Below are 18,961 nucleotides of genomic sequence, written 5' to 3'. Positions count from 1 at the left end.
GTAGTAAACCAGAGTGGCGTCCTACCCGATAGCGCTCATCGCCTGTCAGTCGGTGGCAGGCTTTTGTAGGACTTGTTCGCTGAGCTTGTCGGCCAGGCGTACGAAGGCGGCCAGGTCGAGCTGCTCGGGGCGCAGGCTGCCATCGACGCCGGCGGCTTCGATTTCAGCATTGCTCAGCAATAGTTTCAGTGTGTTGCGCAGGGTCTTGCGGCGCTGGTTGAAAGCTTCGCGCACGACGCGCTCCAGCAGGCGATGATCCTTGGCCGGGTGCGGCAGTACCGCGTGGGGCACCAGGCGTACGATCGCGGAGTCGACTTTCGGCGGAGGATTGAACGCGCCCGGGCCGACGTTGAACAGATGCTCGACCCGGCAATGGTACTGAACCATGATCGACAGCCGACCCCAGTCACCGCCACCAGGACCCGCCGCCAGACGCTCGACCACTTCTTTTTGCAGCATGAAGTGCATGTCGCGAATCAGATTGGCGTTGTGCAACAGGTGAAAAATCAGCGGCGTAGAGATGTTGTACGGCAGGTTGCCGACCACTCGCAGGCTGTTTGGCGCGGCGTTCAGGCTGTTGAAGTCAAACTTCAGCGCGTCGCCCTGATGCAGGTTGAAGTTGCTCTTGCCAGCGAACTGCTGGTTGAGGATCGGGATCAGGTCCTTGTCCAGCTCCACGACGTCGAGTTGGGCGCCGCTGTTGAGCAGGCCCGCGGTCAATGCACCCTGGCCCGGACCGATTTCCAGCAGGCGGTCTTCAGGTTTGGCGTGAATGGAGCGCAGGATGCGGTCGATAACGCCGGCATCGTGCAGGAAGTTCTGGCCGAAGCGCTTGCGCGCCCGGTGTTGGTAATGCTCGGTCATAAACGGGTCTCGGCCATCTGGTAGGCGGTTTCCAGGGCGACTTGCAGGCTGCCGGTATCGATGTTGCCGCTGCCGGCCAGGTCCAGGGCGGTGCCGTGGTCGACCGATGTGCGGATGATCGGCAAGCCGAGGGTCACGTTGACTGCCGCGCCGAAGCCTTTGTATTTCAGCACGGGCAAGCCCTGGTCGTGGTACATCGCCAGCACCGCGTCGCAGTGCTCCAGATATTTGGGGGTAAACAGAGTGTCGGCGGGCAGGGGGCCGCGAAGGTCCATGCCCTCGCCGCGCAGGCGCTCTAATGTAGGTTCGATGATGTCGATTTCTTCGTGGCCCAGATGACCGCCTTCGCCGGCGTGCGGGTTAAGCCCGCAAACCAGGATGCGTGGCTGGGTGATGCCGAACTTTTCTTTCAGGTCGGTGTGCAGAATCCGTGTGACCCGCTCCAGCCGCTCCGGCGTGATTGCGTCGGCAATTTCGCGAAGGGGCAGGTGAGTGGTGACCAGCGCCACGCGCAAGCCGCGGGTGGCGAGCATCATCACCACTTGTGCGGTGTGGGTCAGGTCAGCGAGAAATTCCGTGTGCCCGGAAAAGGCGATCCCGGATTCATTGATCACGCCCTTGTGCACCGGGGCGGTGATCATGCCGGCGAAATGCCCGTCAAGGCAGCCTTGCCCGGCGCGGGTCAGGGTTTCCAGAACGAAGGCCGCATTGGCCTTGTCCAGTTGCCCGGCGGTGACCTTGGCGTTGAGAGGCGTATCCCACACATACAGGCTGTTGGCCGGTGCAGGAACATCCGGCCAACTGTCCGGTGTGACCGGCAGCAGATCGACAACCACGCCCAGCTGCGCGGCCCGCTCGATGAGCAGGTCGCGGCTGGTGATGGCAATCAAGGGATGTGGCTGGGCTTGCGAGGCGAGCAGCAGGCACAGGTCGGGACCTATGCCGGCTGGTTCGCCGGGGGTCAGCGCGAAACGCTTGGGTTTCACTGCGCTGCCTGGTCTGCACCAGGGAGTTTGATTTCTACGTACGCTTCGTCACGGATCTGACGCAGCCAGGTTTGCAGCTCTTCGTCGTATTTGCGGTTACGCAGTACGGTCATCGCTTGCTGCTCACGGGCCTGGACGGTGCTGTCGGTGGCGCGGCGGCCAAGGACTTCCAGTACGTGCCAGCCATATTGGGTCTTGAACGGCTTGGACAGCTGACCTTGCGGGGTCTTGGCCATCACTTCGCGGAATTCAGGCACCAGCGCGTTCGGGTCGATCCAGTTCAGGTCACCACCGTTGAGGGCGGAACCCGGATCTTCGGAGAAGCTTTTCGCCAGCTCGCCGAAATCTTCGCCCGCTTCGATACGGGTATAGAGCGACTGAGCCAGGGCCTTGGTTTTTTCTTCGTCGCGGATCGGGCTCGGTTTGACCAGAATGTGCCGTACGTGTACTTCGTCACGCACCTGGGCTTCGCCGCCACGCTTGTCGAGGATCTTCAGGATAATGAAGCCGCCCGGGGTGCGCATTGGCTGGGTCACGTCGCCAACGGCCATGGTTCCGAGCAAACGATCGAACGGAGGTGGCAGTTGAGCGGCTTTACGCCAGCCCATGTCGCCGCCTTCCAGTGCGGTTTCGCTGGCGGATTTGGCGATTGCCAACTGACCGAAGTCAGCGCCTTGCTTGAGCTGTTGGTAAACCGCGTCGGCTTGTTTGGCCGCATTCTGAATTGCGTCGGAGTTGGCGCTTTCCGGCGTAGGAATCAGGATGTTGGCCAGACGGAACTCTTCGGACAGCTGCATCTTGCCCAGGTCGGATGCCAGGAAGTTCTTCACTTCCTGCTCGGACACCTGGATGCGCTCCGCCACACGGCGCTGACGCACACGGCTGATGATCATTTCGCGGCGGATCTGGTCACGGGCATCGTCATAAGACAGGCCGTCGCGAGCCAAAGCGGCGCGGAATTGTTCGATCGACATGTTGTTGCGCTGGGCAATGGTGCCGACAGCCTGGTTCAGTTCTTCATCGGTAATGCGAATGCCGGAACGTTCGCCGATCTGCAATTGCAGGTTTTCGACGATCAGACGCTCGAGCACTTGCTGATCCAGTACGCCGGTAGGCGGTACGGCAGCACCGCGTTTGGCGATGGTTTGCTGAACCTCGTGAACGCGCCGGTCCAGTTGGCTCTGCATGACCACGTCATTGTCGACGATAGCCACCACTTTATCGATGGACTGTACCGCGGCGTTGGCCGCGGTACCCAGGAACAGCGCGCCCAGCATCAGCGGGCGCAGACAATCAGAAAGCTTGGTCTTCACGTTCACGATAACCTTGGATGCCTTTGTCGAGGAAACTCTCTACTTTGGCGCCGGTGAGGCCGCCGAGTCCCTTCAGAACAATTTGGAGGAAGACGCCGTGGTCGCCTTTTTCGTTTTGTGGAGCTTCCTGACTGAATTCGTCATAGGAAACCCAGTAACGGTTGATCAGGCGTAGTTTCCAGCAGCAGTTGTCGTACTCGAAACCACCAAAGGCTTCCAGGGTACGGTTGCGGTTGTAGTCATACTGCCAGCGGCTGATGGCGTTCCATTGCGGCACGATCGGCCAGATCACCGAGAAGTCGTGCTGTTTGATCTTGTAGTAGTCCTTCACGTAGCCAGGTTGGCCCGGGGTGCCGTAATCGCCACCGCCCACCGACCATTTACCAGTGTTCTGGTCATAACGGATCTGGTCATTGCGATAGCGATAACCGGCGTTGATGACCTTGTTCGGGTTGTCTTCAGGCTGGTAGTGGAACATCGCGCTGCCCGAGCGAGGGCTGCGGCTGTCCGGGTCCCAGTTGTAGTCTGCCGTGGTGCGCCAGTCGCGGTTCCAGCGGTATTCGTATTCCAGTGCATATGGCGAAACGTTGGCTTGAGCATCAGCGCGGGTTTTTGCATCGATACCCGGCAACTGGACTTCGCGGTCCTTGAAGTACAAGGCTTGGCCAACGCTGATGCGTTGACGTTCGAAACCATTGTCTTCGATCCAGCGGTTGGTCACGCCCAGCGACAGTTTGTTCTCGTCGCCGACGCGGTCGGAGCCGGAGAAGCGGTTGTCGCGGAACAGCGAGGCATAGTTGAAGGTGTACTCGCCGGTGTCGAATACTGGAATATCCTTCTGGTCTTCCTCAGGTACATAGAGGTAGAACAGGCGCGGTTCGAGGGTCTGGCGATAATTCTTGCCAAACCATTGGGTGTCGCGATCGAAATACAGGCCGCTGTCGATACTGACAATCGGCACGCCACGGTTCTGGTTGCTGCCGAAATGACCATTGAGGTTTTCAGTCCCGGCTGCAGCTGCGGCTTGATCCTGGGCCACGATTTGGCTTTTGCCAGTACCGTCCAGATCCAGTTGGTACTGGGTGTATTGGTACTTGAGCGAAGGCTTCAGGAAGCCATAGGTCCAGTTCAACGGCAGGCTGACAGCCGGTTTGAGATTCAAGCGGTCGCCGTTGGCACGTGCCAGGCCGGTCACGTTGTTATCAAGACGTGATGCAACCGTGCCGTCTTGGTTTACGAAGTCACCGCTCTTTAAATCACGCTCAAACCGCACGGCCTCTGTCTCGTAATCGAAATTCAGCCCTTCCGGATGATAAGGCAGCTGACCATTGAAGGTGATCTGCGGCAAACGATCATACGGCGTGATGTTCGAAACGGTCGCCAGCTGATAGGCCTGGGCGTTCAAACGAGCGGTGTAGCTGTCGCCACGATAGGTGACAGAGCCCTGCTGGTTCACGTAGTCAGCGCTTTTCACGCCAATCTGGTCAGTCTGCAGATCCTGGAAGTAATACGGATCGCTGATCTTGGTGTAGTCGACTTGCGTAAAGACGCGCGAGTCGAGGCCACCCTTGTGCTGCCAGTTGTACATGTAGCGGGTTTTTTCGTAGTCGGTCTGCTTGCTGCGCTCAGTATCTTCGTCGTTGAGGTACGCGGCGCCGAACTGACCTTCGCTGGACTTGGTCAGGTAACGGAATTCGCCTTCCATCAACAGGCCGCGCTTGCTCATGTAGCGCGGGTACAACGTGGCGTCGTAGTTTGGCGCCAGGTTGAAGTAGTACGGGGTGACCAGCATGAAGCCGGTATCGCTGCCTGTGCCGATGGTCGGCGGCAGGAAGCCGGACTGGCGACGGTCATCGATCGGGAAATAGATGTACGGCGTGTATAGAACCGGAATGTCCTTGACTCGCAGCGTCACGTTGGTCGCGGTACCGAAACCGGTGGCCGGGTTCAAGGTGATGTTGTTGCCCTTGAGCTGCCAGGCATTGCTGTTCGGTTCGCACGTGGTGTACGTACCGTCCTTGAGACGGATGATCGCGTTCTCGGCACGTTTGGCGTACAGCGCGTTACCGCGGATGCGCGACTTGTGCATCACGTATTCGGCGTTGTCGACCTTGGCTTCACCGGTGTCGAGCTGTACGTCGGCGTGATCGCCCACGATCAGTGCGCCATTGTCGCGAATGCGCACGTTGCCGGCCAGTTCGCCACGGCTCTCGGCCTGGTACAGGTTCGCTTCGTCGGCTTCGACCTGCATGCTGCCCTGACGCATGACCACGTCACCGGCCAGGGTCGCGACCTGCTCTTCCTGCTTATAGCGGGAGGCCTTGGCGCCGATAAAGGTTGGAGCGTCGCTTTTATTCGTCTTGTCATTCATGCCAGGACGAATCGGTTCGATATAGGAACCAGAGCAGTAAGGACCGGTTTCGGCCAATTGCGCTGCAGTGAGCTTCTCGCGCGGAACCCAGTCGAGGTGGCTGTAGTCTTCACTACGCGACTTCAGACCGCGGCCCTTGGACTCGGTAACCAGCACAGGCTTGGCGCCGGTGTCTTCGCTGGAGGCGGTGCCTGCCGGGGCTTCGCCAGTGGCGGAGACTGCGCTGCCTTCGTGCACGGGGCGCGGCGGCAATGCAGCGGCTGGTGCCTTTGGCGCACAGTCCCAGGCACCCGAAGCAGAGACTGAGCAGTCATACTGTTCTGCGGCGACCACGAACGACGTGGCCAGGGGTTGCAGGGCCAGCAGACTGCCGGTAACCAACAACGGAAATTTTTTACGAAACGCGGGGGATTTCAATGCCATCTTATTAGTCCGGGCTTCCTGCGTGCCATCTGCCCGCGGTGTGGGCCGCACGCCTCTCGATGGTCTGAAAAAGATGCTGGATAATAAAGCATGACCCGCTTGACGGCTAGCGCCGTCGGAGACCCTTGCAATGCCTGACCAAGATGTACGCTTGCAACACCTGAAAGTTTGGCTCGATGAACAGTTGGCTATCCTCTTTGCAGAACAAGGTTGGGGCGCCGTGCCCCCGGCCACGTTGACCGCGGCCAGTAGCGACGCGAGTTTTCGGCGCTATTTCCGCTGGGAAGGCGCAGGCAGAAGTTTCGTCGTGATGGACGCGCCACCGCCGCAGGAAAACTGCAAACCCTTTGTGGATATCGCTTTTCTGCTGGCGAAATCCGGCATAAACGTGCCGAAAATTTATGCCGAGGACCTCGAGCGCGGTTTCCTTTTGCTCAATGACTTGGGCAACAAGACTTATCTGGACGTGATCGACAGCGAAAATGCCGACGATTTGTTCAAGGATGCCCTGCAAGCGCTGCTGGCTTTCCAGCAATTGCCGATGGTGGCGCCGCTGCCGAGTTATGACGTCGCGCTGCTGCGTCGCGAGCTCGAACTGTTCCCCGAGTGGTACGTGAAGCGCGAACTGGGTATCGAGTTCGATGCTGCGCAGCAGGTGCTCTGGCAGCAGGTCAGTGACCTGCTGATCGACAGCGCTCTGGCTCAGCCTAAAGTCCTGGTGCATCGCGACTATATGCCGCGCAACCTGATGATCAGCGAGCCGAATCCCGGCGTGCTGGATTTCCAGGACGCGGTCTACGGGCCGGTGACCTATGACGTGACCTGCCTGTTCAAGGACGCCTTCCTCAGCTGGCCTGAAGAACGCGTGCGCGGCTGGCTGGAAGATTACTGGCAGCAAGCCGCTGCGCTCGACATCCCGGTTCAGCCGGACTTTGAAGACTTTCTGCGCGCCAGCGACCTGATGGGCGTGCAGCGTCACTTGAAAGTCATCGGTATCTTCGCCCGCATCTGCCATCGCGACGGCAAGCCACGCTATCTCGGCGATGTGCCGCGTTTCTTTGCTTATATAGACGCGGTCATTGCCCGTCGTCCTGAACTGGCTGAGCTGGATGTGTTGCTGGCCAGTCTGCGTGCTGGAGTGAAGGCATGAAGGCAATGATTCTGGCGGCGGGTAAAGGCGAGCGCATGCGTCCGCTGACCCTGACCACGCCAAAACCGCTGGTTCGCGCCGGCGGAGCACCCTTGATCGAGTATCACCTGCACGCGCTGGCGGCGGCAGGGTTTACCGAGATCGTGATCAACCATGCCTGGCTCGGTCAGCAGATCGAAGATTATCTGGGCGATGGCTCGAAATATGGCGTGAGCATTCAGTATTCGCCGGAAGGTGAACCGCTGGAAACCGGTGGTGGTATTTTCCGCGCGTTGCCGTTGTTGGGTGATGAGGCTTTTGTGGTGGTCAATGGCGACATCTGGACCGACTACGACTTCAGCGTGTTGCACCAGCCCATCGTCGGGCTCGCCCATTTGATCCTGGCGGACAACCCGGTACATCACCCGAACGGGGATTTCACCCTGGTCGATGGCCATGTGCAGGACGGTCAGCCGGATACCTCAACCCTGACCTACAGCGGCATCGCCGTGCTGCACCCGCAGCTGTTTGACGGTTGCTCGGCCGGGGCCTTCAAGCTTGCGCCATTGTTGCGCAAAGCCATGGCCGATGGACAAGTGACGGGCGAGCGCCTGAATGGACATTGGGTGGATGTCGGCACTCACGAGCGCCTGGCTGAAGTAGAAACCTTGATAGAAGCGAGACGCTGACATGTTGTGGCCAGGGACTCTGATTGGAGCCGGAGTGGGCTTTGCCATAGCCAGCATTCCGGGGGCCATGCTCGGTGCTTTATTGGGACAGGCGCTGGATCGGCGCTTGCACCTGCAGAGCTGGGCGCATTTATGGGAAAAATTCGGTGGCCGCTCGGTGCTGCGCAACGATGAACTGCTGTTCGTGTTGCTGGGCCGATTGGCCAAGAGTGATGGGCGGGTAGTGGATGGCCACATTCAGCAGGCGCGACAGGAAATGCGTGCGCTGGAGATGACCGAGTCGGCGCAACGTCGGGCGATAGCGGCGTTCAACCGCGGCAAGTCGGGGCGTGATCGGTTGCGTGGCTATCTGCGACGCTTGAGTGCTCAGCCCCATGCCGCGGAAGGCGTGTTGCGTGCCTGTTGGCGGATGGTCTGGGCCGATGGCCGCGCCGGTAGCAGCGAGCGCGAACTGATTGCCCAGTGGGGCAAATGGTTGGGCTGGACGCCGCAACAGGTACAGGCACTGGCGAGTGACTACGAGCCGAAGCGACCATTGGTCAGCAGCGCGATTACGTATCAGGACGCCTTGCGGCTATTGGGCGTGTCGGCGACCAGCGAGCCAGCACAGATCAAACGCGCCTATCGACGCCTGCTCAGTCGCCATCATCCGGACAAGATTGCCGGCAGCGGTGCGACGGCGTTGCAGGTTCGTGAGGCGACGGACAAGACTCGTGAATTGCACAACGCCTACACGTTGATTCGTGAACGGCGGGACTTTCGATAGCAGGGCAGAGTTGTGTCGCCCGCGAATGGGGCGACGCGATCCATCAGTCCGCCGCAGGCTGCGGATTCAACCATCCCCGCACCCGGCGAACCAACTGCTCTTGCTCAGCCTTGGCATTGCCCGGCAGTGCCTTGAGCGAGACCTGGCTGAACGCCGATGTCTTCAAGCGTTTATTGGCCTGCAAGCGTTCCAGTGCCGCGTTGCGATCCAGTGGTTTGTCCATATAGAAGATGTCGGCAGTCGGCAGCTTGATCGTCGGCGTCAACTCGGCAAGCTCAGGCTTCGCCGTAACAGGCGTCTGGGCGGCGACCATCACGAACTTCTCGACTTGCGATGGCTGCTTCTCGCTCAGATAGCGCGCGGCCCAGTAAGCGCCGGTGCCATGCCCCAGCACGACGACTTTGCGAGCGCTTTGCTGTTCGGCATAAGCGATGGCCGCGTCGATGCGGGCGAAAATTCGCTCGGCGTCGGCTTTGGCGTGTTCTTCGGTGGTTTCGGCGATAGCCTTGTCGGCCACCTCCGCTTCGCCGCCAGCAGCCTGTTCGATGGGCGCCGCGGTGGTCGAGTCTTTGCTGCCGGCATCAGGGGCTTTGGGGGCGGGCGCCACTTCGACGATACGTGGCGCAATGGCTTCGCTTTGCAAGTCCGGCAAGGTGATACTCAGGCTGCTCCACTCGGCGTCCGGCAATTGACGGCGCAATGGGCTGATCGCTTGCGGCCAGTCAACGGTTTCACCGGCGCCCGGGATAATAATCACCGCGCCTTTGGGCTCGGCGGTATTGGCCGGTTTCCACAAGGCGAGAAAGCTGTCGGTGCCGGCTTGCAGTTGTTGCTGTTCCTGCGCCGGGACTTTTCGCTCAAGTGCCGTCGCTTCTTCCTGACTACGCTCAAGCAGCGGCTGGCGTTCGACCGGTTTTTCTTCGGCGGGTTTTTCCGCAGTGGCAGATGCCGGGTCGGCCGCCTCGACGGAAAAGGCGCACGGCAGGATCAGCGACAGGCACAATGCTGGCAGTGCCAGGCGGTAGACAGGGGGCATCGGATATTCCAGGCCAGAAGTTATTCCGGCAGCCTAATGGGTTGGTCAGTATTTGTCAGTGTGTGAGACTTCGATGATGCATTTTCGCTGCCTGTGGGTTATCGGCTGTTTGTGGTTTCCCTTGATGGGCTGGGCGGCTCCCGCGCCACCGGCGCACGTCGTGTCATTGTCTTCGGCGCAACAGCAATGGCTGGCGCAGCATGAAGAGTTGCGGGTCGGGGTGGTGTTGCAAGCGCCCTATGCCCAATACGATCGCCGCTTGCAGCGCCTGTCCGGGGTCAACATCGAGTTGATGAAGTGGCTGGCCAAGTCGCTCAAGGTCGAGCTGAGCTGGCGTAATTATCCTGATCTTGCGCAACTGGAAGCCGCCGCGCGCGAAGGCGATATCGATATCGCGCCGGGACTGACCCAGACTCCCGCCGGTTTACGACTCTGGCAATTTTCCGATCCGTACATGCGGGTGCCGCAACTGGTGGTCAGCGACCAGAAGAGCACCGGTGTGGTGGAGCTGGAAAAACTCGACAGTCAGACCCGCGTCGCCGTGCGCATGCCCAGCGTCACCGCGGATTTTTTGCGTAGCACCTATCCGCATCTGAACCTGCAAGGCGTGCCTTTGGAGCGCCAGGCGCTGCAACTGTTGTTGAGTCAGCAAGCCGGTTACGCGGTGGTCGATGAAGCGCAATTCGGGCGTCTGGCTGCAGAGCCTGAGTTCGCCGGGCTGGCCGTGGTGGGCGACATCGGTTTCCCGCAACTGTTGCGAGTGGCCACGCGTCGGGACTGGCCGGAGTTGGCCGGCATCGTCGAAAACGCGCTGCGCGCGATACCGGCCAAAGACCTCGAGCGACTGCACGATCAATGGCTGCAACCCAAGTACCCGCGGCTGTCCGATTCACCGGTTTTCTGGAAAAACCTCTGTCTGCTGTTGCTGGTGTTATTGCTGAGCAGCATGGCCATTGTGTACTGGCAGCGTCGTCAGCAACACAGTCTGGAGCAACGTTTGCTGGCGGCGCGCGAAGACATTGCCCTGCGCGAGGCCAGCGAAGAAGCCTTGCGCCTCACGCAGTTCTCCATCGATCAAAGCACCGTCGGCATCCTTTGGGTCAACTGGGACAGCCATGTGCGCTACGCCAACCGTGCCGCCGAAAGCATGCTCGGCTATCCGGCGGGCGGGATCATTGATCGACCCTTGATCGATTTCGAGCCCGGTTTGCACATGGACCGCTGGCTGAGCCTGTGGAAACGCGCCCGGGCCAGTGAGGAAGGGCCGCTAAGTTTCGAAACCAATTGTGTGCGGGCCGATGGCAGTATTCTGCCGGCGGATGTCTCGTTGAGCTTCCTGCGTTTTCGCGAGGGCGAATACCTGGTGGTTTACCTCAATGATGTCACCGAGCGTCGTCGCGCCCTGGCCGCCTTGCAGGAAAGCGAAGCGCGGCTGCAGGGGATCGCCGCCAACGTTCCCGGACTGGTCTTTCGTCTGGAGCGCGCACCAGTAACCGGGCAGATCGACTTTGCCTACATCAGTGAAGGCAGCGAGAGCCTGGTGGGGTACTCGCCGGCCACCCTGGCCCATCGGGACAAAGGCCTGCGCAGCCTGGTGCATCCGGATGACAAGGCCAGTTATCACCAGACTCAGGACCATGCGCTGGACACCGACAGCGACTGGTCGTGGCAGGGGCGGATTCTGACTCGTCAGGGCGAACAGCGCTGGGCCGAGATCAAGGCCATTACCCGCCGACTGGAAGACGGCGCCTATGTCTGGGACGGGATTGTCTGGGACATCACCGAGAGCAAGCGCATCGAGCTGGAGCTGGCCAGCTCCCGTGAGCAGTTGCGCGAGTTGTCTGCGCACCTGGAGAGCGTGAGGGAAGAGGAGAAGGCGCGGATTGCCCGGGAAGTTCACGACGAGCTGGGGCAGATGTTGACTGTGTTGAAGCTGGAAACGTCCATGTGCGAACTGGCTTATGCGCAGCTCGACCCTGGCCTGCACGAGCGCTTGAACAGCATGAAGCGTTTGATCGCGCAGCTGTTTCAACTGGTGCGTGATGTGGCCACGGCGCTGCGGCCACCGATTCTCGATGCCGGGATCGCCTCGGCCATCGAGTGGCAGGCCCGACGGTTCGAGGCACGCACGCATATTCCGTGTCTGGTACAAGTGCCGGATAACTTGCCGGTGCTCAGCGATGCCAAGGCCATTGGCCTGTTCCGCATCCTTCAGGAAGCGCTGACCAATGTCATGCGTCACGCCCAGGCGCATACTGTTGAACTGACGCTGGCCCTTGAGGGCGATGAGCTTTGTCTGACTGTCAGCGATGATGGCGTAGGATTTGTCGCCGCGCCTGGCAGGCCGACATCCTTTGGCGTGGTCGGCATGCGTGAGCGGGTGTTGATCATGGGCGGGCAATTGTCGCTTGAGAGTGAGCCGGGGGAGGGCACGACCCTGACGGTGCGAGTGCCGCTGGATGAAGCCTGATGGTTTTGTGTTGTTTGAGCTGGCGCCTTTGCAGGCAAGCCCGCGATAGATCCTGGTTCTGACATAAGAAGAATGGAGAAGAACGTGATCCGTGTATTGGTAGCCGAAGACCACACCATCGTTCGCGAAGGCATCAAGCAATTGATCGGCCTGGCCAAGGACTTGCTGGTGGTCGGGGAGGCGAGCAATGGCGAGCAGTTGCTCGATACCTTGCGCCATGTTCCCTGCGAAGTGGTGTTGCTGGACATCTCCATGCCCGGGGTCAACGGTCTTGAGGCAATTCCACGGATTCGCGCCTTGAACAATCCCCCCGCGATCCTGGTGCTGTCGATGCACGACGAAGCGCAGATGGCCGCTCGGGCGTTGAAGGTTGGCGCCGCGGGTTACGCGACCAAGGACAGCGATCCGGCATTGTTGCTGACGGCGATTCGCAAGGTCGCGGCGGGCGGGCGCTACATCGATCCAGACCTGGCCGACCGCATGGTTTTCGAGGTTGGCCTGACCGATACACGGCCGTTGCATTCGTTGCTGTCGGAGCGTGAATTCTCGGTATTCGAACGCCTGGCCCAGGGCGCCAACGTCAACGACATCGCCCAGCAACTGGCCTTGAGCAGCAAAACCATCAGTACCCACAAGGCGCGGCTGATGCAGAAGCTCAACATCACCTCCCTGGCCGAACTGGTGAAGTACGCGATGGAACACAAACTCCTCTGAAGCAGTACGCGATCACCCGTAGGAGCTGCCGCAGGCTGCGATCTTTTGATCTTGATCTTCGGCTATCTTGAAGCCGCCAAAAGATCGCAGCCTGCGGCAGCTCCTACAGGGACCGTAACGGCATGCCCAATTGCGACATGCCTTAAACACTGTTTTCGCCGGTTCTTGCGGCTTGCAGCTTACCGCCCGTCGCCATCAAGAATCGACATATCCATCCCCGCCATCCTTGTAGGGCAATCCCTACCCCCAACCTTCCATCCGGCTGAGGCGATTCTCTCCTGCGCCCCGATTTGCGCGGCTCCCAGCGTCCACTAGGCTTAGTCCACAGCAGTCATCAATAACAAAGGTGTGGGTATGAGCCAGGTTGATTCAAGTGCAGGGGCCAGCGATATTCTGGTCAGCTTTCGTGGAGTGCAAAAGAGCTACGACGGCGAGAACCTGATTGTCAAAGACCTCAACCTGGAAATTCGCAAAGGCGAATTCCTGACCTTGCTCGGGCCGTCCGGTTCCGGCAAAACCACCAGTCTGATGATGCTCGCCGGCTTCGAAACGCCGACCGCCGGGGAGATTCAACTGGCCGGGCGTTCCATCAACAACGTGCCACCGCACAAGCGCGACATCGGCATGGTGTTCCAGAACTACGCGTTGTTTCCGCACATGACCGTGTCCGAGAACCTGGCGTTCCCGCTGACCGTGCGCGGCTTGAACAAAAGTGACGTCAGTGACCGGGTCAAGCGTGTGCTGAGCATGGTTCAGCTCGACACCTTCGCCCAGCGCTATCCGGCGCAACTGTCCGGCGGTCAGCAGCAGCGTGTGGCCCTGGCTCGCGCCCTGGTGTTCGAACCGCAACTGGTGTTGATGGATGAACCGCTCGGCGCACTGGACAAACAACTGCGTGAACACATGCAGATGGAAATCAAACACCTGCACCAGCGCCTCGGCGTGACCGTGGTCTACGTGACCCACGACCAGGGCGAAGCCCTGACCATGTCCGACCGTGTCGCCGTGTTCCACCAGGGCGAGATCCAGCAGATCGCGCCACCGCGCACGCTCTATGAAGAGCCGAAAAATACTTTCGTCGCCAACTTCATCGGCGAGAACAACCGCCTCAACGGCCGCTTGCACAGCCATACCGGTGATCGCTGCGTGGTCGAGCTCGGTCGCGGTGAAAAGGTTGAAGCTCTGGCGGTCAACGTCGGCAAGACCGGCGAACCCGTCACGCTGTCGATTCGTCCGGAGCGCGTGAGCCTCAATGGCTCGAGCGAGTCCTGTGTCAACCGCTTCTCGGGAAGGGTGGCGGAATTCATCTATCTGGGCGACCACGTCCGGGTTCGCCTGGAAGTCTGCGGCAAGACCGACTTCTTCGTGAAACAACCGATTGCCGAGCTCGATCCTGCTCTGGCTGTCGGCGACGTGGTACCGCTTGGCTGGCAGGTCGAACACGTTCGCGCGCTCGACCCACTTCTAGAGGCGCATTGATCGCCCCCTGCTTCACCAACACCAACCCTGCACGTGGAGAGAACAATAAATGTTGAGATCCCTGAAATTCACCGCCCTGGTCGTCGGCATGATCGGCGCGGCGCACGCGATGGCGGCTGGCCCGGACCTGACCGTGGTGTCCTTTGGCGGGGCGAACAAGGCGGCGCAGGTCAAAGCCTTCTACGCACCATGGGAAGCGGCGGGCCACGGCAAAATCGTCGCTGGCGAATACAACGGCGAAATGGCCAAGGTCAAAGCCATGGTCGACACCAAGAGCGTGTCCTGGGACCTGGTGGAAGTTGAATCGCCGGAACTGTCCCGTGGTTGCGACGAAGACATGTTCGAGCAACTCGATCCGAAGCTGTTCGGCAAGTCTGAAGACTACGTCAAAGGCGCTATCCAGCCTTGCGGCGTGGGCTTCTTCGTGTGGTCGACCGTGCTGGCCTACAACGCTGACAAGCTGAAAACCGCTCCGACCAGTTGGGCTGATTTCTGGGACACCAAGAAATTCCCGGGCAAGCGCGGCCTGCGCAAAGGCGCCAAGTACACCCTGGAATTCGCACTGATGGCTGACGGCGTTGCGCCGAAAGACGTCTACAAAGTGCTGGCCGGCAAAGATGGCCAGGACCGCGCGTTCAAGAAGCTCGATGAGCTCAAGCCAAGCATTCAGTGGTGGGAAGCCGGCGCACAACCGCCGCAATACCTCGCCTCCGGTGACGTGGTCATGAGCTCGGCCTATAACGGCCGGATCGCCGCGGTACAAAAAGAAAGCAACCTGAAAGTGGTGTGGAACGGCGGCATCTACGACTTCGACGCATGGGCCATTCCAAAAGGTCTGGACAAGACCCGTGCCGAAGCTGCGAAGAAATTCATCGCCTTCTCGGTGCAGCCGCAACAGCAGAAGACCTACTCGGAAAACATCGCCTACGGCCCGGCCAACACCCAGGCTGTGCCGTTGCTGGCCAAGGATGTCCTGAAAGACATGCCGACCACCCCGGAAAACATCGCCAACCAGGTGCAGATCGACGTCAGCTTCTGGGCTGACAACGGCGAGCAACTGGAGCAGCGCTTCAATTCCTGGGCTGCGAAGTAACCAGAGGGCTAGCCCTCTTGTGAGGGCGAGCCTTTGTGGTGAGGGGGCTTGCCCCCGTTGGGTCGCGAAGCGCCCCTAAAACCTGCAACCGCGATGTATCAGGTACACCGGATGCATGGTTTCACGGCTGCTTCGCAGCCGAACGGGGGCAAGCCCCCTCGCCACAATTTCGCTCCCCCTTATCGATTGATCAAAGATTTCCGGAGTACGCCATGGCTATCGCCGTTCCCGTGAACGCGGGCACCGACCCCACCTTGAAGCAGCGACTAAAGCACGCCGAGCGAATCAACCGCTGGAAAGCACAAGCCTTGATCGCGCCGTTGGTGCTGTTTCTGTTGCTGGTGTTCCTGGTGCCGATCGTGGCGCTGCTCTACAAAAGCGTCGGTAACCCGGAAGTGATCGGCGTGATGCCGCGCACTGTGGCTGCCATCGCCAGTTGGGATGGCCGAGGCCTGCCGGCAGAGCCTGTGTACAAGGCCGCCAGCGAAGACCTCGCCGAAGCCCGCAAGAATCAGACCTTGGGTGATTTGTCCAAGCGCTTGAACATGGAGTTGGCCGGCTACCGCAGCCTGCTGACCAAAACCGCGCGCGCCTTGCCGTTCGCCACGGAGCCTGCTTCTTATAAAGAAGCGCTGGAAGGACTCGACGAACGCTGGGGCGATCCGGCCTATTGGCAGGTGGTGCGCCGCAACACCAGTGGTGTGACGCCTTATTACCTGCTGGCCGCCGTCGATCACCGTATCGACGACCTAGGCGAACTGGCCCGGGCCACTCCCGATCAGGCGATCTACCTCGACATCTTTGCCCGTACGTTCTGGATGGGCCTGATCATCACCATGATCTGCCTGGTGCTTGCTTATCCGCTGGCCTACCTGCTGGCGAACCTACCCTCGCGCCAAAGCAACCTGCTGATGATTCTGGTGCTGTTGCCGTTCTGGACCTCGATTCTGGTGCGGGTCGCGGCGTGGATCGTGTTGCTGCAATCGGGCGGCTTGATCAACAGCGGCCTGATGGCCATGGGCGTCATCGATAAGCCGCTGGAGCTGGTGTTCAACCGCACCGGGGTCTACATCTCGATGGTGCACATCCTGCTGCCGTTCATGATTCTGCCGATCTACAGCGTGATGAAAGGTATCTCGCCGACTTACATGCGTGCGGCGATTTCCCTGGGCTGCCACCCGTTCGCCAGTTTCTGGCGGGTGTACTTCCCGCAGACCTATGCCGGTGTTGGCGCCGGTTGCCTGTTGGTGTTCATCCTCGCCATCGGCTACTACATCACCCCGGCGTTGCTGGGCAGCCCGAACGATCAGATGGTCAGTTACTTCGTCGCCTTCTACACCAACACCAGCATCAACTGGGGCATGGCGACCGCGCTCGGTGGACTGTTGCTGCTGGCGACCGTGGTGCTTTATCTGATTTACAGCTGGCTGGTGGGCGCCAGTCGCCTGCGCCTGAGCTAAGGGGAGAGTGAAATGCTGAGTCCTTATATGTCGCCCATCGAACGGGTGTGGTTCTACAGCTTGCGGATTCTCTGCGGCTTGATTTTGTTGTTCCTGATCTTGCCGGTGCTGGTGATCATTCCGCTGTCGTTCAACTCAGGGAGTTTTCTGGTCTACCCGCTGCAAGGCTTCTCGCTGCACTGGTATCAGGATTTTTTTGCCTCGGCGGAATGGATGCGTTCGTTGAAGAACAGCATGATCGTGGCTCCGGCAGCGACCGTGCTGGCGATGATCTTCGGTACGCTGGCGGCGATCGGCCTGACCCGTGGCGACTTCCCGGGCAAGGCGCTGGTGATGGCGCTGGTGATTTCGCCGATGGTGGTGCCGGTGGTGATCATTGGTGTGGCCAGTTACCTGACCTTCGCGCCACTGGGGTTCGGCAACAGCTATACCTCGTTGATCGTGGTGCACGCCGTGCTGGGCGTGCCGTTCGTGATCATCACGGTATCGGCGACCTTGCAGGGTTTCAACCAGAACCTGGTGCGGGCCGCGGCCAGCCTGGGCGCTTCGCCGCTGACGACATTCCGCCGGGTGACCTTGCCGTTGATTGCACCGGGGGTGATTTCCGGTGCGCTGTTTGCCTTCGCTACCTCGTTCGATGAAGTGGTGGTGACGTTGTTCCTCGCCGGTCCCGAACAAGCGACCTTGCCTCGGCAGATGTTCAGCGGCATCCGCGAAAACCTCAGCCCGACGATCGCCGCTGCCGCGACGCTGCTGATCGCATTCTCGGTGATTCTGTTGCTGACCCTGGAATGGCTGCGTGGGCGCAGCGAAAAACTGCGCACCGCCCAAGCCTGATGCGGCCCTCTGTAGGAGCTGCCGAAGGCTGCGATCTTTTGATTTTCCAAAAGCAAAGTCAAAAGATCGCAGCCTTCGGCAGCTCCTACTGCAGACAAACCCCAATCCCCAGCTACTATTGTGCCCAGCTCCCCTATCTATAAGAGGCTGCGCACATGAGTCTTTCCTCTTTCAAAATCGCTCACAAACTAATCACCGGCGCAGGTGCCATCGAGCAACTGGCGGCCGAGCTCACACGTCTGGACATCGACAACCCGCTGATCGTCACCGATGCCGCGCTGGTCAAGTCCGGCACGGTGGAGCTGGCGCTGGCGCAGCTGGGCGAGCGCAGTTATGAGATTTTCGACCGGGTGTTGCCGGACCCGGAAATCGCCATCGTCGAAGATTGCATGCGGGTTTACCGTGAGGGTGGGCATGATGGGCTGATCGGCCTCGGCGGCGGCAGTGCCATCGACATCGCCAAGAGTGTTGCCGCCTATGCCGGTTATCACGGCGCGCTGGAGGATTTGTTCGGCATCGATCAGGTGCCGCGCAAAGGCCCGCCGCTGATCGCCATCCCGACCACCGCCGGCACCGGTTCGGAAGTGACCAACGTGGCGATCCTCTCAGACAAGGTCGCGCAGCTGAAGATGGGCATTATCAGCGATTACCTGTTGCCGGATGTGGCACTGGTCAGCCCGCAAATGACCCTGACCTGCCCACGCAGTGTCACCGCCGCCAGTGGCGTCGATGCGCTGGTGCACGCCATCGAGTCCTACCTGTCGCTCAACGCCTCGCCCATCACCGATGCCTTGGCCATTGGCGCGATCAAGCTGATTAGCAAGGCGCTGCCCAAGGCCTACGCCAATCCCTCCCACCTGCAAGCCCGCGAAGACATGGCCACCGCCAGCCTGATGGCCGGCATGGCGTTCGGCAATGCCGGGGTCGGCGCGGTGCATGCGTTGGCGTATCCGCTGGGTGGGCGTTTCAACATTGCCCATGGTGTCAGCAATGCCTTGCTGCTGCCGTATGTCATGACCTGGAACAAGATGGCTTGTGTGGAGCGCATGCAGGATATTGCCGAGGCCATGGGGGTGAAGACCGCTCATCTGAGCGCCTATGAAGCGGCGGATAAAGCCGTGGAGGCGATGACCGAGCTGTGCGCCGCCGTGGAGATCCCGCGAGGTCTGCGCAGTTTCGGGGTACCCGAGGAGGCGATCCCGGCCATGGCCGTGGAAGCCGCTGGCACCGAACGCCTGATGCGCAACAATCCGCGTAAGTTGAGCGCCACCGATATCGAGAAGATCTACCGGGCGGCCTATTAGGACTTGCCCCAATCATCGCAGCACGGT

At 60.3% G+C, this 18,961-nt stretch carries 15 protein-coding genes; 10 read left to right on the top strand and 5 right to left on the bottom strand.

Going from position 1 to position 18,961, the window contains the following annotated elements; genetic code table 11:
- Positions 1-45: 45 nt before the first annotated feature.
- From rsmA to ACCC96_RS20575, 4 genes are read right to left on the bottom strand one after another with little or no spacing between them, the layout of a single operon-like run.
- On the bottom strand, positions 46-864 hold the full coding sequence (rsmA, locus tag ACCC96_RS20590; protein ID WP_019650336.1) for a 16S rRNA (adenine(1518)-N(6)/adenine(1519)-N(6))-dimethyltransferase RsmA: 819 nt from the start codon (positions 862-864) through the stop codon (positions 46-48).
- Entirely contained in the window at positions 861-1,850 is a 990-nt protein-coding gene (gene pdxA / locus ACCC96_RS20585) for a 4-hydroxythreonine-4-phosphate dehydrogenase PdxA (RefSeq protein ID WP_258671321.1), read from the bottom strand. Before pdxA ends, rsmA begins: the two co-directional genes overlap by 4 nt.
- The gene (surA, locus tag ACCC96_RS20580) at positions 1,847-3,163 is read right to left on the bottom strand and encodes a peptidylprolyl isomerase SurA (protein WP_019650338.1); all 1,317 of its coding nucleotides are present in this window, start codon (positions 3,161-3,163) and stop codon (positions 1,847-1,849) included. Before surA ends, pdxA begins: the two co-directional genes overlap by 4 nt.
- Entirely contained in the window at positions 3,144-5,957 is a 2,814-nt protein-coding gene (locus ACCC96_RS20575; RefSeq protein WP_413696756.1) for an LPS-assembly protein LptD, read from the bottom strand. Before ACCC96_RS20575 ends, surA begins: the two co-directional genes overlap by 20 nt.
- Before the next feature lie 130 nt (positions 5,958-6,087).
- On the opposite strand from ACCC96_RS20575, the gene ACCC96_RS20570 reads away from it, so the two are divergent.
- Genes ACCC96_RS20570 through ACCC96_RS20560 form a run of 3 tightly spaced genes read left to right on the top strand, consistent with a single transcriptional unit; the run spans position 6,088 to position 8,541 of the window.
- Positions 6,088-7,107, top strand: coding sequence for an aminoglycoside phosphotransferase family protein (locus ACCC96_RS20570; protein ID WP_413696755.1), 1,020 nt, complete (start codon positions 6,088-6,090; stop codon positions 7,105-7,107).
- Positions 7,104-7,775 (top strand): N-acetylmuramate alpha-1-phosphate uridylyltransferase MurU, encoded by a 672-nt coding sequence (gene murU, locus ACCC96_RS20565; protein WP_258671311.1) that lies wholly within the window; start codon positions 7,104-7,106, stop codon positions 7,773-7,775. Before ACCC96_RS20570 ends, murU begins: the two co-directional genes overlap by 4 nt.
- A gap of 1 nt (position 7,776) precedes the next feature.
- A complete protein-coding gene (locus ACCC96_RS20560; protein WP_413696754.1) occupies positions 7,777-8,541 on the top strand; it encodes a TerB family tellurite resistance protein in 765 nt (254 codons plus the stop codon).
- Positions 8,542-8,584: 43 nt separating this feature from the next.
- Here the strand turns inward: ACCC96_RS20560 and ACCC96_RS20555 are convergent, their stop codons facing one another.
- Positions 8,585-9,577 carry an alpha/beta hydrolase family protein gene (locus ACCC96_RS20555; protein WP_413696753.1) on the bottom strand — a complete coding sequence of 331 codons (993 nt, stop codon included), beginning with the start codon at positions 9,575-9,577 and terminating at the stop codon, positions 8,585-8,587.
- A gap of 73 nt (positions 9,578-9,650) precedes the next feature.
- Between ACCC96_RS20555 and ACCC96_RS20550 the strand changes: the two genes are divergently transcribed.
- The 7 genes from ACCC96_RS20550 to ACCC96_RS20520 all read left to right on the top strand — a co-directional run bounded on the left by ACCC96_RS20550 (position 9,651) and on the right by ACCC96_RS20520 (position 18,934).
- Positions 9,651-12,047, top strand: a complete 2,397-nt coding sequence (locus ACCC96_RS20550) for a PAS domain S-box protein (protein WP_413696752.1) — start codon at positions 9,651-9,653, stop codon at positions 12,045-12,047.
- A 72-nt stretch (positions 12,048-12,119) separates the two neighbouring features.
- On the top strand, positions 12,120-12,761 hold the full coding sequence (locus ACCC96_RS20545; protein WP_258671307.1) for a response regulator transcription factor: 642 nt from the start codon (positions 12,120-12,122) through the stop codon (positions 12,759-12,761).
- A 354-nt stretch (positions 12,762-13,115) separates the two neighbouring features.
- A complete protein-coding gene (locus ACCC96_RS20540; protein WP_018928861.1) occupies positions 13,116-14,240 on the top strand; it encodes an ABC transporter ATP-binding protein in 1,125 nt (374 codons plus the stop codon).
- Positions 14,241-14,289: 49 nt separating this feature from the next.
- A complete protein-coding gene (locus tag ACCC96_RS20535) occupies positions 14,290-15,333 on the top strand; it encodes an ABC transporter substrate-binding protein (RefSeq protein ID WP_019650345.1) in 1,044 nt (347 codons plus the stop codon).
- A gap of 212 nt (positions 15,334-15,545) precedes the next feature.
- Entirely contained in the window at positions 15,546-16,793 is a 1,248-nt protein-coding gene (locus tag ACCC96_RS20530; RefSeq protein ID WP_413696751.1) for an ABC transporter permease, read from the top strand.
- 12 nt (positions 16,794-16,805) lie between these two features.
- Positions 16,806-17,630, top strand: coding sequence for an ABC transporter permease (locus tag ACCC96_RS20525; RefSeq protein ID WP_018928864.1), 825 nt, complete (start codon positions 16,806-16,808; stop codon positions 17,628-17,630).
- A gap of 155 nt (positions 17,631-17,785) precedes the next feature.
- A complete protein-coding gene (locus ACCC96_RS20520) occupies positions 17,786-18,934 on the top strand; it encodes an iron-containing alcohol dehydrogenase (protein ID WP_258671304.1) in 1,149 nt (382 codons plus the stop codon).
- Positions 18,935-18,961 lie beyond the last annotated feature (27 nt).

The sequence above is a fragment of the Pseudomonas sp. Pseusp11 genome (genome assembly GCF_047304405.1).
Taxonomy (GTDB): domain Bacteria; phylum Pseudomonadota; class Gammaproteobacteria; order Pseudomonadales; family Pseudomonadaceae; genus Aquipseudomonas.
The sequence above is the reverse complement of the archived record's forward strand: the minus strand, read 5'-3'. Positions and strand labels throughout refer to the sequence as shown.

What these genes read in the sequence shown, in the direction of transcription:
- ACCC96_RS20540 (WP_018928861.1), top strand. Translation starts at nt 13,116, where the DNA reads ATGAGCCAGGTTGATTCAAGTGCAGGGGCCAGCGATATTCTGGTCAGC.
- ACCC96_RS20550 (WP_413696752.1), top strand. Translation starts at nt 9,651, where the DNA reads ATGATGCATTTTCGCTGCCTGTGGGTTATCGGCTGTTTGTGGTTTCCC.
- ACCC96_RS20520 (WP_258671304.1), top strand. Translation starts at nt 17,786, where the DNA reads ATGAGTCTTTCCTCTTTCAAAATCGCTCACAAACTAATCACCGGCGCA.
- rsmA (WP_019650336.1), bottom strand. Translation starts at nt 864, where the DNA reads ATGACCGAGCATTACCAACACCGGGCGCGCAAGCGCTTCGGCCAGAAC.
- ACCC96_RS20570 (WP_413696755.1), top strand. Translation starts at nt 6,088, where the DNA reads ATGCCTGACCAAGATGTACGCTTGCAACACCTGAAAGTTTGGCTCGAT.
- ACCC96_RS20545 (WP_258671307.1), top strand. Translation starts at nt 12,120, where the DNA reads ATGGAGAAGAACGTGATCCGTGTATTGGTAGCCGAAGACCACACCATC.
- ACCC96_RS20555 (WP_413696753.1), bottom strand. Translation starts at nt 9,577, where the DNA reads ATGCCCCCTGTCTACCGCCTGGCACTGCCAGCATTGTGCCTGTCGCTG.
- ACCC96_RS20525 (WP_018928864.1), top strand. Translation starts at nt 16,806, where the DNA reads ATGCTGAGTCCTTATATGTCGCCCATCGAACGGGTGTGGTTCTACAGC.
- ACCC96_RS20530 (WP_413696751.1), top strand. Translation starts at nt 15,546, where the DNA reads ATGGCTATCGCCGTTCCCGTGAACGCGGGCACCGACCCCACCTTGAAG.
- ACCC96_RS20575 (WP_413696756.1), bottom strand. Translation starts at nt 5,957, where the DNA reads ATGGCATTGAAATCCCCCGCGTTTCGTAAAAAATTTCCGTTGTTGGTT.
- murU (WP_258671311.1), top strand. Translation starts at nt 7,104, where the DNA reads ATGAAGGCAATGATTCTGGCGGCGGGTAAAGGCGAGCGCATGCGTCCG.
- ACCC96_RS20560 (WP_413696754.1), top strand. Translation starts at nt 7,777, where the DNA reads ATGTTGTGGCCAGGGACTCTGATTGGAGCCGGAGTGGGCTTTGCCATA.
- ACCC96_RS20535 (WP_019650345.1), top strand. Translation starts at nt 14,290, where the DNA reads ATGTTGAGATCCCTGAAATTCACCGCCCTGGTCGTCGGCATGATCGGC.